The following is a 14,656-nucleotide window of genomic DNA, read 5'->3' as shown; positions in this document are numbered from 1 at the left end:
GAGTTCCTGAGCATGACCAGCGGCGCGCGCGGGTAGGCTGGGGAGTCATGAACGACGCCCCGATCGGAATCTTCGACTCCGGTGTCGGCGGACTCACGGTGGCCAGGGCCATCCGAGCCCAGCTGCCCCGGGAATCGTTCGTCTACATCGGTGACAGCGCGCACTCGCCCTACGGCCCGAAGCCCATCGCCGATGTGCGGCGCTACAGCCTCGAGGTTCTCGACACTCTCGTCGACCAGGGCGTCAAGATGCTCGTGATCGCTTGCAACACGGCATCCGCGGCCATGCTGCGGGACGCACGCGAACGCTACGACGTACCCGTCGTCGAGGTGATCGGGCCCGCCGTGCGCCGGGCCGTGTCGACCACGCGCAACGGTCGGGTCGGTGTGATCGGCACGGTCGGGACCATCGGCTCCCGCGCCTACCAGGACATGCTCGAGGTGAACGAGCGTCTCGAGGTCTTCACCGCGGCATGCCCGCGCTTCGTCGAGTTCGTCGAAGGCGGCATCACCGGGACCCCCGAGGTGCTCGCCACCGCCGAGCAGTACCTCGCACCGCTGCGCGACGCCGGGGTCGACACGCTCGTACTCGGGTGCACGCACTACCCCTTCCTGCGCGGCGCGATCAGCTACGTGATGGGGGAGGGGGTCACGCTCGTCTCCAGCGACGACGAGACGGCGGGAGACGTCTACCGTCAGCTGGTTCGCGGAGATCTGCTCGCATCCCCCGACGCCACGGCGTCGTACGTGTACGAGGCGACCGGTGATTCCGCCACCGAGTTCACCGCCCTCGCCAACCGCCTGATGGGTCGCGAGGTGCGCGACGTGCAGCTCGTGCAGACCGGCGTCATCACCCTCCCGGGGCACGCCACCGGGCTCTGACGTCGGCGCACTCCGACTCCCTCCGTCTTCGCTTCACCCACCCTCCACCCGAAGGAATCCCATGACCAGCATCGTCCGTGCCGACGGCCGTTCCACCGACCAGCTCCGCGAGATCACCATCGAGCGCGGATGGAGCGCCCACGCCGAGGGATCGGCACTGATCAGCTTCGGGGGGACGAAGGTGCTGTGCACCGCCTCGTTCACGAACGGGGTGCCGCGCTGGCTCACCGGCAAGGGCAAGGGGTGGGTCACCGCCGAGTACTCGATGCTTCCCCGCGCGACCAACAGCCGCAACGACCGGGAGAGCGTGAAGGGCCGGATCGGCGGACGCACGCACGAGATCTCGCGCCTGATCGGCCGCGCGCTGCGTGCGGTCGTCGACACCAAGGCCCTGGGGGAGAACACGATCGTCATCGACTGCGACGTGCTCCAGGCCGACGGGGGAACGCGCACCGCCGCGATCACCGGCGCCTACGTCGCTCTCGCCGATGCGATCGAGTGGGGCCGTGAGAAGAAGTTCATCGGCAAGAACTCGACGCCGCTGCTGGACTCGGTCTCCGCCGTCTCCGTCGGGATCATCGACGGAGAGCCCATGCTCGATCTGGCATACGTCGAAGACGTCCGGGCCGAGACCGACATGAACATCGTGGTCACCGGTCGTGGCCTGTTCGTCGAGGTGCAGGGCACCGCCGAGGGCGCACCCTTCGACAAGCGCGAACTGGATGCGCTGCTCGACCTGGGCGTCGCGGGTTGCGCCGACCTGGAGAGCGAGCAGCTGAAGGCGCTCGCAGGCTGATGAAGGTCGTCCTCGCCACGCACAACCCGCACAAGGTCGACGAGTTCCAGCAGATCGTCGCGGCGGCGCGCCCTGACCTGGAGGTCATCGGCTACGACGGACCGGAGCCGATCGAAGACGGTGTGACCTTCGCGGAGAACGCGCTCATCAAGGCGCGCGCCGCCTCGCTGCACACGGGCCTCGCGGCTCTGGCCGACGACTCCGGCATCTGCGTCGACGTGCTCGGCGGGTCACCCGGTGTGTTCTCCGCCTACTGGGCGGGGCAGAAGAAGGATGCCGCGGCCAACCTCGCGCTGCTCCTCGACCAGCTGCACGACATCGCGGACCCGCACCGCAGCGCCCATTTCACCTCGACCATCGCGCTGGTGACCCCGGAGGGCGCCGAGCACGTGGTGGTAGGGAACTGGCCGGGGCGCCTCGCGACCTCGGCATCCGGCGGCGGCGGGTTCGGATACGACCCGATCTTCATCCCGGACGGCCAGCCTGCGGGGGCCGAGCGCACCGTGGGAGATTTCACCGCCGACGAGAAGCAGTCGCAGTCGCATCGAGCGCGCGCATTCCGCGAGCTGGCGCCGCTCCTCGCCGACCTCTGACTCTCCACGGTAACCACTACGTTTGACGTACTTCATGCGTAGTGGTTACTGTTGTCGGCATGCGAGAACTCACCTATTACATCGGCGTGACCCTCGACGGATTCATCGCGGGGCCTGACGACGAGGTCGATTTCTATCCCGTGACCCCGGCGTTCGCCGAGATGCTGGGAACGGAGCTCGCCGACATCCAGCCTGCGCACGTCCGCGCCGGTCGGGGAGGCGCCGACCAGCCGCTCACCCGGTTCGACACGGTCGTGATGGGTCGTCGCACCTACGAGCCCGCGCTGCAGGCCGGGATCGCCGATCCGTACTCGCAGCTGCGGACCGTGGTGTTCAGCACGACAGTGGCCGACCCGGATGAGTCGAACGTCGAGATCGTGCGCACGGATCCGGTCGCCAGGGTTCGTGCCCTCAAGGCAGAGCACGGACTCGGCATCTACCTCGCGGGTGGGGCGGTGCTCGCGGGCGTGCTGCTCGACGAGATCGACAGACTCATCGTCAAGAAGTACCCGGTGATCGCGGGGTCCGGCATCCCGATGGCGAGCCACCCGTTCGCCCCGACGATGTTCGCTCTCGACCAGGTGCGCGCCTTCGACAACGGCTGCGTCGTGCTCGAGTACACCCGCGTGCACTGAGGACGCGGCTACTGAGAATCATCACCATTCCCGACTGCGCCGAGACCCGCCGAACGGCACCATGGCCGGTCTAGCCTGGAGACATGCACGATCACGCGCCCGCCGCCGGCGGCATCCGCTCTGCGAGTCATCGCCGTCTTCTGGCGATCTCGCTGAGCCTGACCGCGACCATCATGGTCGTGCAGGTCGTGGGTGCGATCTTCACCGGGTCGCTCGCGCTCCTGGCCGATGCCGCCCACATGTTCACCGACGCCTCGGCGCTCGTGATCGCTCTGATCGCCGCGGCCGTCGCCGCACGACCGGCCGACGACCGCCGGACGTTCGGATACCAGCGTGCCGAGGTGTTCGGTGCGCTGATCAACGCGATCATCCTGATCCTGCTCGCCGGATGGGTCGGGATCGAGGCCGTCGGGCGGCTGATCGACCCGGGCGAGACCGAGGTCGTCGGAGGGCTCATGCTCGTCGTCGCGATCGTCGGTCTCGTCGCGAACGCGATCTCGATGTGGTTGCTCAGCCGCGCGCAGCGCACGAGCATCAACGTCCGCGGCGCCTATCTCGAGGTGATGGGCGATCTGATCGGCTCGGCGATGGTGATCATCGCCGCGATCGTCATCGTCACGACCGGCTGGATGCCCGCCGATGCGATCGCCTCGATCATGATCGCCGTGCTGATCATCCCGCGGGCCATCGCGCTGCTGCGCGAAGTGTTCTCTGTTCTGTCCGAGTCGGCACCGAAGGGCACCGCGGTGAGCGAGATCCGACAGCACCTGCTCGACTACGACGGCGTCGTGGGAGTCCACGATGTGCACGTGTGGCAGCTGACCCGGGGTGCCCCGGTGTTCAGCGCTCACGTCAGCGTCGACCCTGCGCTGCTCGCGGGCGGACGGTCGGCGAAGCTGCTGAGCGACCTGCAGTCGTGCCTCGCTCATCACTTCGACGTCGAGCACTCGACCTTCCAGATCGAGCCGGCGGAGCAGTCGGACTGCGAGCCGCACCACGCGTGATCGTCAGCTCTCGACGACGACCTCGGCGGGGGACTTGTCGGGACGCAGCCCGCGCCAGCGGGAGTGACGGAGCACGCCGTCGGGCGTCCAGTTCGCGAACTCGACCTCGCCGACCACGTCGGGCTCCACCCACAGCGCGTCGGACGCATCGAGTGCGGGCACGCCATCGAGCGGTGCCGCATCGATGCGCAGCGGTGTGAGACGCGCGAGGAGGTCTCGCAGCATCCGGTCGGTGAAACCGGTGCCCACGCGCCCGACGTAGCGGAGGTCGCCGGCGTCGGGCACGGCGAGCAGCAGGGACCCGAAGGTCCCCTCGCGGTCACCCTTGCCGGGGCGGATGCCGACGATCACGACCTCCTGCGTCCTGGTGTGTTTGAGCTTGAGCCAGGCGGGGGAGCGCTGCCCCGGTCGGTACCGGGACGCGGGATCCTTCACGACGACGCCCTCCAGACCGAATTCTGCGCTGGCCGCCAGTGCGGCATCGACGTCGTCGAACACCGGCGGCACCTGCACGGGAGCATCGAGGTCGGCGATCACGTCGTCGAGCAGGGTGCGCCGCTGGGAAAGAGGCATCGCGCTGAGGTCATGCCCGTCGAGACGGAGCAGGTCGAAGACCATGAACACGATCGGTATGCGCACCACTTCTCGCTCGATCTCCCGGGGACGGGTGAGGTGCATCCGGTTCTGCAGCAGAGAGAAGCTGGGGCGGCCCTGCCGATCGAACGCGACGATCTCTCCGTCGACGATCGCGTCGCCGACGGGGAGGAAGGGTGCGCCGTCGGCCGTGAGCTCGGGATATCGGGCGGTGATGTCGGTGCCGCTGCGGGCGTGCAGCAGCATCCGTCCGTCGGCCCACGTGCCGATCGCCCGGATGCCGTCCCACTTCACCTCCACCCAGGAGGGTGAGCTGAGGCCGCGGGCGATCGCCGGTGTGCCGTTCTCCGCGAGCATCGGGGACGCCGAGGCCGGAGCCGCGGATGCCGGCGCGCTCGCGGCCCCGGCGAGCCTCGGGCGGTGACGGGCAGGAGCCACGCGCTCGGCGGCGTCGTCCCGATCGGATGCGGGTCTGTCCGCGGCCGAGACTCCGGAGGCCGGATCCGGGCGCAGCGCGGCGATCGGATCGAGGCCCGACTCCGCCCGCTCCATCACCGTCGCGAAGTCGAGCTGTGCCAGGTCGGGGTCTTCGAGCTCGTCCCAGGTGCGGGGCGCGGCCACCCACGGCTGTGCGCGCCCGCGCATCGAGTAGGGCGAGATGGTGGTCTTCCTGCCGTTGTTCTGGCTCCAGTCGAGGAACACCTTGCCGCCTCGGGCGGCTTTGGCCATGGTGCTCGTCGCGAGGTCGGGGTGCTCGGTCTCGATGAGGCGGGCGATCTCCTTGACGACGGAGGAGATCTCGTCGCTGGTCTGCGCGCCGGGAAGCGCGGCGTACAGATGGATGCCCTTGCTGCCGCTGGTGACGGGCAGAGGATCGAGTCCGATGTCGGCGAGCAGTGCGCGGGCGATGCGGGCCACCTCGGCGCACTGGGCCAGCCCGACGCCAGGGCCGGGGTCGAGGTCGAGAACGAGGCGGTCGGGGGTGCCGGGCGCACCGTCAGCGGCGAAGCGCCACTGCGGGACGTGCAGTTCGATCGCGGCGATCTGCGCGAGCCAGACGAGGGTCGGTACATCGTCGACCAGCGGATACTCCTTGGGACCCTCCGAGTGGCGGATCTCCCGACGCGCGATCCATTCGGGTGCCCCCGGCTCGAGCTGCTTCGTGAAGAAGGAGTCGGCGGGGTGATCCGCGGTCCCGACGCCCTCGACCCAGCGCTTGCGCGTGACCGGACGACCCTCGAGCAGAGGGAGCAGGTGCGGCGCGATCGCCGTGTAGTAGGCGATGATCTCGCCCTTGGTGGTGCCGGTCTCGGGGTACACGACCTTGTCGAGGTTGGTGACGCGCAGTCGACGCCCGTCGATCTGCACGTTCTGCGCCTCCGCAACCATGACGCCAGCGTAGTCAAGCCTCTGGCCTCCACCGCTGCTGCTGGTGTTCACTGGTGCCATGAGAACGATCTGGAAGGGTGCGCTCACCTTCGGCCTCGTCAACGTGCCGGTCAAGGTGTACTCCGCCACGGAGGACCATGACGTGCCGCTGCATCAGGTGCACGAGAAGGACGGTGGTCGCATCCGCTACCAGCGCACCTGCGAGGTGTGCGGGGAGACCGTCGCCTACGCCGACATCGACCGCGCCTACGTCGAGGAGGGGCAGACCGTCGTTCTCACGAAGGAGGATCTCGCCGCGCTGCCGTCCGAAAAGAGCCGAGAGATCGACGTCGTCGAGTTCGTGCCTTCCGAGCAGGTCGACCTGCTGACGCTCGACAAGCCCTACTACCTGGAGCCCGACTCGACGTCGCCCAAGTCCTACGTGCTGCTGCGCAAGACGCTCGAGCAGACCGACCGCACCGCGATCGTGCGGTTCACGTTGCGGCAGAAGACGCGGCTCGCCGCGCTCCGCGTTCGGGGCAAGGTGCTGGTGCTGCAGACGCTGTTGTGGGCCGACGAGGTGCGCGAAGCGGAATTCCCGTCGCTGGATGAGGATGTGCGCATCTCGAAGAAGGAGCTCGAGCTCTCGGCATCCCTCGTCGACAGCTACTCCGCCGACTTCGACCCCGCCTCGTTCGTCGATGAGTACCAGCAGGAGCTGCGCACCCTGATCGACGCCAAGATCGAGGCCGGCGACACCTTCGACGTGGCGGAGACGTTCGGCGAGGCCGAGGGCGACGCGAAGAGCGGAGAGGTCATCGACCTCATGGAGGCGCTGCGCGCGAGCGTCGCGCGGACGAAGGCCGCCAGGTCGGAACCCACCTCGAAGACCAGCACCTCGAAGACCAGCACCACGAAGAAGGCCCCGAGTAAGAAGAAGGCGGGCTGAGTCCTCAGCCAGCCTTCTGTCAGTTGATGCCGGTCAGTGCTTTCCGTCGCCGTCGAGGTCGGGAGCGCGGTCGAAGACCTCGGCGTCGAGCGTGAGGTCCTGGGCTTCGACGGCGTGTGTCTCGCCGTGGCCGGCCTCGCGCTCCTTCTTCGCCTTGTGGCGTTCGGACAGGTAGTGGTACAGCGTGATCAGCGCGGTGCCACCGACGGCGGCGAGGAGGATCAGGTCGATGTAGCTCTCGACGAACTCGGCGACCGGGGGGATGAAGCCGATCGCGTATCCGAACATCGTGAGACCGAAGCCCCAGAGGATCGCGCCGATGAGGTTGTAGAGGGTGTAGCGGCGCCACGGCATGTGACCGACGCCGGCCGCGACCGGTGCGAAGGTGCGCACGATCGGCACGAAGCGGGCGAGGATGACGGTGATGCCGCCGAACCGCTCGAAGAAGGCGTTGGTGCGCTCGACGTTCTTCTTGCTGAAGAGGCCCGATTCCTTGCGTTCGAAGACCGCAGGCCCGCCCTTGTGACCGATCAGGTAGCCGACTTCACCGCCGACGAACGCCGACAGTCCGATGAGCAGCGCGACGATCCACACGTTGAGGCCGAAGACTCCGTGCTCGGAGCCTGCGATCGGGTGCGACAGCAGCCCGGAGATCACCAGCAGCGTGTCACCCGGCAGCAGGAACCCGATGAGCAGGCCCGTCTCGGCGAAGACGATGAAGCACACGACCAGCAGAGCCCACGGGCCGGCCGAGCCGATGATCGTGGCGGGGTCGAGCCAGGGGATGAGAGCGGCGTGATGCATGGATTTCCCGTCGTAGTGCGCTGCGCGGCGGTCACGTCGTCGGCCGCACGGCATGCGACTGATCGGTGCGGAAGGTGGGACTTGAACCCACACGCCCTGGGGCACAGGAACCTAAATCCTGCGTGTCTGCCAATTCCACCACTCCCGCGCGGTGGGATCAGTCTACTGATCGAGGCATCCGCCGATGCTGGGGATCCGCCCGCAGGTACCCCGGTGTGGTTGTGGATAACTCAGACGGCCCGAGGTGGATTCTTGCGAGGATGCTCGGGTGATGCAGCCGACCGTCCTCGTCTCCGAACGCGTCCGGCAGCGCCTTCGCGCTGAGGGCACAGACCCCACTCTCGATGCGGAGACGGCACACGGCGTCGCGCTCGCCGAAGTGCGACGGTTCAACGACGCGGCCCTCGCTCGTGGCGGGACCCTGATCGACGACGAGGCGGGGTGCGTGCGCGACGTGCTCGCCGCGGTGAACGGGTTCGGAGCGCTGCAGCCTCTGCTCGACGACCCCGAGATCGAAGAGGTCTGGCTCAACGGGCCCGACAGCGTCCACGTCGCCCGACGAGGGGTGGCCCAGCGCGTCGACCTGCACCTCACCGAGTCGCAGGTGCGCGATCTCGTCGAGCGGATGCTGCAGTCCACGGGCCGCCGTGTCGACATCAGTCAGCCGTTCGTGGATGCCTCCCTGCCCGATGGGTCACGGCTGCACGTCGCGATCGCCGATGTCGTACGGGGCTCGTGGTCCGTCAACATCAGAAAGTTCCTGCCGCGATACCGCACGCTCGATGCACTCGTCTCCGACGGCGCTCTGACCGCCGATCTCGCTGACTTCCTCGGCACGTCGATGCGGGCAGGCAAGACCGTCATCGTCTCGGGCGCGACCCACGCGGGGAAGACGACGGTGCTCGGTGCGCTGCTCGCATCCTGTGTCGAGGTGCAGCGCGTGATCACCGTGGAGGAGACGTTCGAGCTCGCAGTCACGGGACCCGACGTCGTGGCGCTGCAGAGCCGGCAGGCGAGTCTCGAAGGAACGGGGGAGATCTCCCTGCGCAGGCTCGTGAAGGAAGCACTGCGGATGCGTCCGGATCGTCTCGTCGTCGGCGAAGTCAGGGATGCCGAGGCTCTCGATCTCGTGCTCGCCCTAAACACGGGTGTGCCGGGCGCCGCCACGGTGCACGCGAACTCCGCCAGAGACGCTCTCGAGAAGCTCACACTGCTGCCGCTGCTCGCCGGGCGGAACATCGAGCGCTCGTTCCTCGTCGCCGCATTGGCCGGATCGGTCGACCTCGTCGTGCACTGCGAGCGCGACGGCTCGGGATTGCGTCGCGTGCAGGAGGTCCTCGCCCCCACCGGAGAGGTGGTCGACGGGCAGATCGTCGTGCGATCGGTCTACGGGGGAGCGGATGGGGCTCGGACCGCGACATGGCGGCGAGCCGACCTGCGGCGGGTCGGTGGTGAACGGTGACGGTGCTGCTGGGCGCTCTGCTCGCTGCAGGAATCCTGTTGTGCCTCTCGCCGTGTTTCTGGCCGCCGCGCGAACCGGATGAGGTGGGGCGGCGAGGCGGTCGCTCACTCCGCCTGCTCGAGGAGGCGGGTCTGGGCGGAACCACGGCCCGCGCGTTGCTGGCGGTCTCCGCGCTCATCGCACTCGCCGCCGCATCCGCGGCATGGCTGGCGACGGCGATACCGGTTCTGGCAGTTCTCGCGGGCCTGACAGGGGCGCTGGCGCCGATCGTCTTCCTCAGGTCGCGGAGGATGCGGTTGCGCAGGCTGCGGCGTCAGCTCTGGCCCGACGTCTGCGATCTGCTGATCGCATCGATCCGGGTCGGGCTGCCGCTGCCGGACGCGGTCGCGGGGCTTGCGGAGTCGGCGCCGGTGACGATGAGGCCGGCCTTCGCCGTGTTCGCGAGGGACATGCGGGCGACCGGGCGCTTCGACACCAGCCTCGATCGCCTCAAGAGCGCGCTGGCGGATCCGATCGCGGATCGCATCATCGAGACTCTGCGCATGGCGAGGCAGGTGGGAGGCACCGAACTCGGCGGGGTGCTGCGTTCGCTCTCGTCATCGGTACGGGTGGATGCGGCACTGCGCGGCGAAGTCGAAGCCCGGCAGTCGTGGATTCGTGGGGCCGCCGTGCTCGGAACCGTGGCGCCGTGGGTGATCCTCGCGCTGCTGGTACTGCGGCCTGAGGGCGCGGCCGCGTACGCCACCACCGAGGGCATGATCGTGATCTGTCTCGGGGCGGCCGTGTCGGCGATCGCCTTCCGCATCATGATCAGAATCGGTCGGTTGCCCGAGTCGAGGCGGTGGTTCGGATGAGTGCGCTCTCCGCTCTCGCGGTCGCCGTCCTCGGCGGCGGTGTCCTCGCCACGGGGGTGCTGTGCGTGCTCGCAGCGGTGCCGCGATGGTCGGCATCGCCGCTCACGCTGCGCATCGCGCCCTACGTGCGCGATGTCGTCGCGGATGACGATCTGCCCGCGATCGTCCTTCCCCGGGTCGGGGTGCTGCCGGCGAGCGACCGCCGAGTCTGGATCCGCGCGCTGACGACGTTCGAGCGGATGCTCGGCGGGACCGATGCGCTGCGGCGTCGGCTCGTTCAGGCCGGGTCGACGCTGGAACCCGTGACCTTCCGTGGGCGACAGCTCGGCTGGGTCCTCGCGGGCCTCGCCGTGGGCGCGGTCTGCCTGATCGCGGTCGCCCTGTCCGCTCGCATGAGTCCTCCACTCGTGGCGCTGCCCGCACTCACCGCGGCGGCGGGCGGGATCGGCTACGACGTGCTGCTCAGCACGCGGGTGACCGCGCGGCGCGCTCGGCTCACCGACGAGCTGCCGACCGTGTTGGAGTTCCTCGCCCTGTGTCTCGCGGCAGGGGAGGGGCTTTTGGACTCGGTGCGGCGGGTCGCGGCGATCGGCTCCGGGGAGCTTCCTGCGGAACTGCGCCGTGTGGTGCTTGCGGTGGGGACGGGATCGCCACTCGCCGATGCACTGGTGGAGATGGGCGCGCGCGTACAGATGCCGGCGCTCACTCGGGCGATCGATCAGGTCGTCGCCGCCCTCGAACACGGCGCGCCTCTCTCGGCGGTGCTGCACGCTCAGGCCGGGGATGCCCGAGGTGATGCGAAACGAGTGCTCATCGAGCAAGCGGGTCGCAAAGAGATCCTGATGCTCCTGCCGCTGGTGTTCCTGATTCTGCCACTCTCCGTGCTCTTCGCGATCTACCCGGGACTCTTCATCCTCCGGCTCGGCATCGGCTGAGCGCACACGACGAAAGGACGTCATGAACATCACACGAGACGAATCAGGCATCGCAGACGCCGCATTTCCGACGCTGCTGCAGGACGAGCGCGGGGACGTGCCGGGTTGGGTGCTGGTCACCCTGATGACCGCCGGTCTGGTGGTTCTCATCTGGGCGGTCGCCGGGCCGGCATTGAGCGCGCTTTTCGAACAGGCCATTCAGAGGGTGTCGGGGATCTGAGGTGGTCCGGGTGGCCGTCGCCCCGCGCCGCACCGGGGATGACAGGGGCTCGAGTCCCGTCGAGTTCGTGCTGGTGGGCACACTTCTCACCGCGCTGACGCTCGCTGTGCTGCAGCTGGCGCTCGCCGTGTACGTCCGCAACGTGGTGCACGACGCTGCGGTTGAAGGCGCCTACTATGCCGCCCTCGCCGATACGACCCTGGAGGACGGTGCGCAACGCGCACGCGACGGCATCGCCCGAGCGGTCGGCGATGGATACGTCGGTGAGGTGACCGTCGAGCGTTCCACCGCGCACGGGTACCCGACGGTCGATCTGCGGATCCGCACGACCCTGCCCGTCATCGGTCTCCTCGGCATCCCGCTGGCTCTGGAGGTGGAATCCCATGCGCCGGAGGAGTCGTTCGATGAGCGATGACGACGGCTCGGCAGCACTGGAGTTCATCACGGTCGGGGTGCTCCTCCTCGTGCCGCTCGTGTACCTGATCCTCGCGCTCGGGGCCATCCAGGAGCAGTCGATGGGGGTCGAGGCGGCCGCGCGACATACGGCTCGGATCATCGCGGACGCGCCCGACGCGGCGGCGGCCGGGGCGCGAGGCGATCAGGCGATCGCGAACATCTCGGCGCAATACGGCATGGATGCGGATGCGATCTCGGTGGCGATGACATGCGAGCCGGAAGGCGTCGCATGCCCCTCCGCGGGAGCGACGATCACGGTCACCGTCGTCACCGAGGTGAGGCTGCCGCTGGTGCCGGAGGTTCTCGGTCTTCACGAGGCGGCGTCCGTGCGGGTGGAAGGCGTCGCGGTGCAGAAGCTCTCACGGCTGTGGGGTGCCGGGTGATCCGCACCCGCGAGGACGGCAGCGTACTTCTGCTCACTCTCGGGTACGCGTTGCTCGCCCTCGCTCTCATCTTCGCCACGGTCTGCGCCACCGATCTCTACCTCGCGCAGAAGCGCCTCGACGCGCTCGCGGACTCCGCCGCGCTCGCCGGAGCCGATGGCTTCACCCTGGTTGTCCAGGGCGAGAGCGCACAAGCGGTGCTCACAGACGAGGGCGTCCGCGAGCAGGTCGACGCGCTGCTGTCCGCGATGCCCGGAGGTGCGGTGCGGGAATCCGCGACGACACCGGACGGCATCTCGGCGCGCGTGACGATCACGATCGACTGGCATCCACCGCTCATCTCCGCTTTCGTCCCCGACGGCGTGCGCCTTGAATCGACGGGCACGAGCCGGACGGCGCTGCGGTGAACTCAGCCAGCCCAGGCGATCGCGCAGGCCATCGAAATCGAAATACCGAGATGGAGCAGCGGATGTCCACGTCACACACAAGAGGTTCGTCCTTGATCGGCGATCCTGGGCTTGGGTGAAAGTGAGCCGCCCCCTGGTGAGGAACGCAAAATGAATCCAAACACATCGCGCCACAGCGTGAGACCGAGGAGCAACCGTGCGCCGCTTCTACGCACCCGGGTGCCCGGAATTCTGATTGTCGCTTCGGTCGTACTCGCGCTCGTGACACCCATTGATCCGTGGATCATCGGCGCGTGCACCGGGGTGCTCATCGTGATCGTCCTCGTCGCGGACAGGGCGATCCGCAGAAGAACGCGCACACTCGATCTGGACGGGACTCCCACACGCTAGTCCTGCACGCACGCCTGGAATCGACGGGCACGAGCCGGACGGCGCTGCGGTGAGCTCAGCCAGCCAGGCGATCGCGCAGGCGGAGCACGCGCTGCTCGAAACCGTGCGGAACGTCGGCCGGCAGTGCGTCCAGCGCCCACCAGCGCACATCCTCGGACTCGTCGCTCAGCCGGAGCGGCGCGCCATCTGGCACCACGACGGCGACACCGATGTCGAGATGCGAGGCGCAACGACCGAACGCCGACGACAGCGCGTGGTGGTCGAGGTCGTAGACGAACCGATCGCCGAACCGATCACCGAGCGGAGCAGGGTCGGCTCCCGTCTCCTCCCGCAGCTCGCGCAGCGCGGCGTGCGTGATCGATGCGTCACCTCGCTCGAGATGACCGCCGGGCTGCACCCAGAACCGCCCCTTGCCGTGGAACACGAGCAGCGTGCGCGCGAGCGTCGGGTCGAAGGCGAACGCGGAGGCCGTCGCGTGACGCGGGCCATCGTCGCGCGACACCGGCCCGTCATCGTCGGCGAAGAACGTCGCGAAGTCCTCTCGGGCAGCGCGCTCCCGCTCGGACGACACGGCTGCGCCGTCCACCAGGCGACGCGCGTCGGCACCCAGCACGCTCACGAGCGCTCCTCCTTCGCGCGCGGCACGAATCGGGGGATCCAGCGGATGAACCCACCGGCGCCGACCAGTCCGATCACGCCGACGACGGCAGCCGCGATCGGCAGCGAGGCGAGCGCGGTGACCGCCGAGACCATGAGAGGCGCGACCGCGCCTCCGGCATCCGTCAGAGTGCGCCACGACCCGAGGAACGCGGCCGGCTCGCTCTTCGGTGCGACATCGGCCCCGAGGGTCAGCAGAATGCCGCTGGAGAGCCCGTTGCCCACCCCGAGCACCGCGGCGAACATGCCGAACCACAGCACGGACGAGTCGAGATCGTGAGTCAGCGACAGCGCGAGGAACCCCGAGCCCATCAACACCATCGCGGGCATGGCCGCCCACAGCCTGCCGAAGCGGTCCATCACCTGGCCGCTCGCGTAGAAGAGGGCGAAGTCGATGGCGCCCGAGATGCCGACGACCAGCGCGATGGTCGAGGCGTCGAGTCCGAGGGAGAGACCCCACAGCGGCAGCACGACCTGTCGTGCGGACCGGACGGCCGACAGCGACGCCGCCGCGAGTCCGAGACGCCCGAGCACACTGCGCTGCTGCCACATCGTGCGGAAGATCCCCGCCCGCTCCGCCGTGGGGATCGCTCCGCTCACAGCCTCGCCGGAGTCCGTCGCGAGGGGAGCTGTGCGCAGGGCGGTCGTCACCGGGATCGTCTTCTCGGGATCCGGGCCGAGCAGCACGAGCAGCACCATGACGACGAGACAACCGAGGAAGAACCAGATCGCGGCGGACTCGGCACCGAACAGCTGCAGCAGCCCGGCCGCGACGAACGGGCCGATGAAGACGCCGAGACGGAAGCTCCCGCCCAGCAGCGAGAGCGCACGGGCGCGGAAGGCGATCGGCACCCTCGTCGTCATGAACGCGTGCCGTGCGAGGCCGAACGCCGCGGCGCAGAAGCCGAGAAGGAAGACGGATACCGCCAGCACGCCGAGCGAGGGAGCGAAGACCATGCCCACGCCCGAGCCGATCGCGATCACTCCCGCGATGACCATCGTCAACCGTTCTCCGATGCGCGACACCGCCCATCCTGCAGGCAGATTGCCGCACAGCTGTCCCACCACGAGCGCCGAGGCGACCAGCGCGGCGAAAGCGACATCCGCCCCCATGCGCGAGGCGATCACGGGGATCAGCGGGATCACCGCCCCCTCACCGAGGGAGAAGAGCACCGTGGGGAGGTACACCATCGGCCCGAATCGTCTCAGAACCGTCGATGCGCTGCTCACTCGTTTCACGCTACTCCCGTTCGACGCCGTCCCCGCCT

General features: G+C 68.7%; 17 protein-coding genes and 1 tRNA gene. 13 read left to right on the top strand and 5 right to left on the bottom strand.

Annotated features, from left to right (window positions below):
- Positions 1-47 precede the first annotated feature (47 nt).
- The 5 genes from murI (at position 48) to FQ142_RS16490 (ending at position 3,909) form a co-directional block, all read left to right on the top strand.
- On the top strand, positions 48-881 hold the full coding sequence (murI, locus tag FQ142_RS16510) for a glutamate racemase (protein WP_149424216.1): 834 nt from the start codon (positions 48-50) through the stop codon (positions 879-881).
- 61 nt (positions 882-942) lie between these two features.
- Positions 943-1,677, top strand: a complete 735-nt coding sequence (gene rph / locus FQ142_RS16505) for a ribonuclease PH (RefSeq protein ID WP_149424215.1) — start codon at positions 943-945, stop codon at positions 1,675-1,677.
- Positions 1,677-2,270, top strand: coding sequence for an RdgB/HAM1 family non-canonical purine NTP pyrophosphatase (gene rdgB, locus FQ142_RS16500; RefSeq protein WP_149424214.1), 594 nt, complete (start codon positions 1,677-1,679; stop codon positions 2,268-2,270). Before rph ends, rdgB begins: the two co-directional genes overlap by 1 nt.
- Positions 2,271-2,329: 59 nt before the next feature.
- On the top strand, positions 2,330-2,905 hold the full coding sequence (locus tag FQ142_RS16495; RefSeq protein WP_149424213.1) for a dihydrofolate reductase family protein: 576 nt from the start codon (positions 2,330-2,332) through the stop codon (positions 2,903-2,905).
- Between the two features lie 83 nt (positions 2,906-2,988).
- Positions 2,989-3,909, top strand: a complete 921-nt coding sequence (locus FQ142_RS16490; protein WP_056420990.1) for a cation diffusion facilitator family transporter — start codon at positions 2,989-2,991, stop codon at positions 3,907-3,909.
- A gap of 3 nt (positions 3,910-3,912) precedes the next feature.
- Here the strand turns inward: FQ142_RS16490 and ligD are convergent, their stop codons facing one another.
- A complete protein-coding gene (gene ligD / locus FQ142_RS16485) occupies positions 3,913-5,892 on the bottom strand; it encodes a non-homologous end-joining DNA ligase (protein ID WP_149424212.1) in 1,980 nt (659 codons plus the stop codon).
- Between the two features lie 58 nt (positions 5,893-5,950).
- Between ligD and FQ142_RS16480 the strand changes: the two genes are divergently transcribed.
- On the top strand, positions 5,951-6,820 hold the full coding sequence (locus tag FQ142_RS16480) for a Ku protein (RefSeq protein ID WP_149424211.1): 870 nt from the start codon (positions 5,951-5,953) through the stop codon (positions 6,818-6,820).
- A gap of 33 nt (positions 6,821-6,853) precedes the next feature.
- Here the strand turns inward: FQ142_RS16480 and FQ142_RS16475 are convergent, their stop codons facing one another.
- Together FQ142_RS16475 and FQ142_RS16470 are read right to left on the bottom strand one after the other, a co-directional pair.
- Positions 6,854-7,624 carry a DedA family protein gene (locus FQ142_RS16475; RefSeq protein ID WP_149424210.1) on the bottom strand — a complete coding sequence of 257 codons (771 nt, stop codon included), beginning with the start codon at positions 7,622-7,624 and terminating at the stop codon, positions 6,854-6,856.
- Between the two features lie 66 nt (positions 7,625-7,690).
- Positions 7,691-7,772, bottom strand: a tRNA-Leu gene (locus FQ142_RS16470).
- Positions 7,773-7,895: 123 nt separating this feature from the next.
- Between FQ142_RS16470 and FQ142_RS16465 the strand changes: the two genes are divergently transcribed.
- Genes FQ142_RS16465 through FQ142_RS16435 form a run of 7 tightly spaced genes read left to right on the top strand, consistent with a single transcriptional unit; the run spans position 7,896 to position 12,341 of the window.
- A complete protein-coding gene (locus FQ142_RS16465; protein WP_149424327.1) occupies positions 7,896-9,086 on the top strand; it encodes a CpaF family protein in 1,191 nt (396 codons plus the stop codon).
- Positions 9,083-9,940 (top strand): type II secretion system F family protein, encoded by an 858-nt coding sequence (locus tag FQ142_RS16460; protein ID WP_149424209.1) that lies wholly within the window; start codon positions 9,083-9,085, stop codon positions 9,938-9,940. Before FQ142_RS16465 ends, FQ142_RS16460 begins: the two co-directional genes overlap by 4 nt.
- Complete coding sequence (locus tag FQ142_RS16455; RefSeq protein ID WP_149424208.1) at positions 9,937-10,875, top strand: type II secretion system F family protein; 939 nt, start codon at positions 9,937-9,939, stop codon at positions 10,873-10,875. Before FQ142_RS16460 ends, FQ142_RS16455 begins: the two co-directional genes overlap by 4 nt.
- Before the next feature lie 22 nt (positions 10,876-10,897).
- A complete protein-coding gene (locus FQ142_RS16450; protein ID WP_149424207.1) occupies positions 10,898-11,095 on the top strand; it encodes a hypothetical protein in 198 nt (65 codons plus the stop codon).
- Between the two features lie 10 nt (positions 11,096-11,105).
- The gene (locus FQ142_RS16445) at positions 11,106-11,510 is read left to right on the top strand and encodes a TadE/TadG family type IV pilus assembly protein (RefSeq protein ID WP_149424206.1); all 405 of its coding nucleotides are present in this window, start codon (positions 11,106-11,108) and stop codon (positions 11,508-11,510) included.
- Positions 11,500-11,934: a TadE family protein gene (locus FQ142_RS16440; RefSeq protein ID WP_262492184.1), complete on the top strand. Its 435-nt coding sequence runs from the start codon at positions 11,500-11,502 to the stop codon at positions 11,932-11,934. Before FQ142_RS16445 ends, FQ142_RS16440 begins: the two co-directional genes overlap by 11 nt.
- Complete coding sequence (locus FQ142_RS16435) at positions 11,931-12,341, top strand: pilus assembly protein TadG-related protein (protein ID WP_149424204.1); 411 nt, start codon at positions 11,931-11,933, stop codon at positions 12,339-12,341. The genes FQ142_RS16440 and FQ142_RS16435 overlap by 4 nt, the downstream gene beginning before the upstream one ends.
- A 445-nt stretch (positions 12,342-12,786) precedes the next feature.
- Here the strand turns inward: FQ142_RS16435 and FQ142_RS16430 are convergent, their stop codons facing one another.
- Both FQ142_RS16430 and FQ142_RS16425 read right to left on the bottom strand, forming a co-directional pair.
- On the bottom strand, positions 12,787-13,350 hold the full coding sequence (locus FQ142_RS16430) for an NUDIX hydrolase (protein WP_188042458.1): 564 nt from the start codon (positions 13,348-13,350) through the stop codon (positions 12,787-12,789).
- Positions 13,347-14,579: an MFS transporter gene (locus FQ142_RS16425; protein ID WP_149424326.1), complete on the bottom strand. Its 1,233-nt coding sequence runs from the start codon at positions 14,577-14,579 to the stop codon at positions 13,347-13,349. Before FQ142_RS16425 ends, FQ142_RS16430 begins: the two co-directional genes overlap by 4 nt.
- Positions 14,580-14,656: the final 77 nt, after the last annotated feature.

Source organism: Microbacterium sp. ANT_H45B (assembly GCF_008369345.1).
Lineage (GTDB): Bacteria > Actinomycetota > Actinomycetes > Actinomycetales > Microbacteriaceae > Microbacterium.
This window is presented reverse-complemented; position numbering and strand designations above follow the sequence as displayed.

Coding starts and splice junctions, on each gene's coding strand:
- murI (WP_149424216.1), top strand. CDS start 48: ATGAACGACGCCCCGATCGGAATCTTCGACTCCGGTGTCGGCGGACTC.
- rph (WP_149424215.1), top strand. CDS start 943: ATGACCAGCATCGTCCGTGCCGACGGCCGTTCCACCGACCAGCTCCGC.
- rdgB (WP_149424214.1), top strand. CDS start 1,677: ATGAAGGTCGTCCTCGCCACGCACAACCCGCACAAGGTCGACGAGTTC.
- FQ142_RS16495 (WP_149424213.1), top strand. CDS start 2,330: ATGCGAGAACTCACCTATTACATCGGCGTGACCCTCGACGGATTCATC.
- FQ142_RS16490 (WP_056420990.1), top strand. CDS start 2,989: ATGCACGATCACGCGCCCGCCGCCGGCGGCATCCGCTCTGCGAGTCAT.
- ligD (WP_149424212.1), bottom strand. CDS start 5,892: ATGGTTGCGGAGGCGCAGAACGTGCAGATCGACGGGCGTCGACTGCGC.
- FQ142_RS16480 (WP_149424211.1), top strand. CDS start 5,951: ATGAGAACGATCTGGAAGGGTGCGCTCACCTTCGGCCTCGTCAACGTG.
- FQ142_RS16475 (WP_149424210.1), bottom strand. CDS start 7,624: ATGCATCACGCCGCTCTCATCCCCTGGCTCGACCCCGCCACGATCATC.
- FQ142_RS16465 (WP_149424327.1), top strand. CDS start 7,896: ATGCAGCCGACCGTCCTCGTCTCCGAACGCGTCCGGCAGCGCCTTCGC.
- FQ142_RS16455 (WP_149424208.1), top strand. CDS start 9,937: ATGAGTGCGCTCTCCGCTCTCGCGGTCGCCGTCCTCGGCGGCGGTGTC.
- FQ142_RS16450 (WP_149424207.1), top strand. CDS start 10,898: ATGAACATCACACGAGACGAATCAGGCATCGCAGACGCCGCATTTCCG.
- FQ142_RS16440 (WP_262492184.1), top strand. CDS start 11,500: ATGAGCGATGACGACGGCTCGGCAGCACTGGAGTTCATCACGGTCGGG.
- FQ142_RS16425 (WP_149424326.1), bottom strand. CDS start 14,579: ATGGTGTACCTCCCCACGGTGCTCTTCTCCCTCGGTGAGGGGGCGGTG.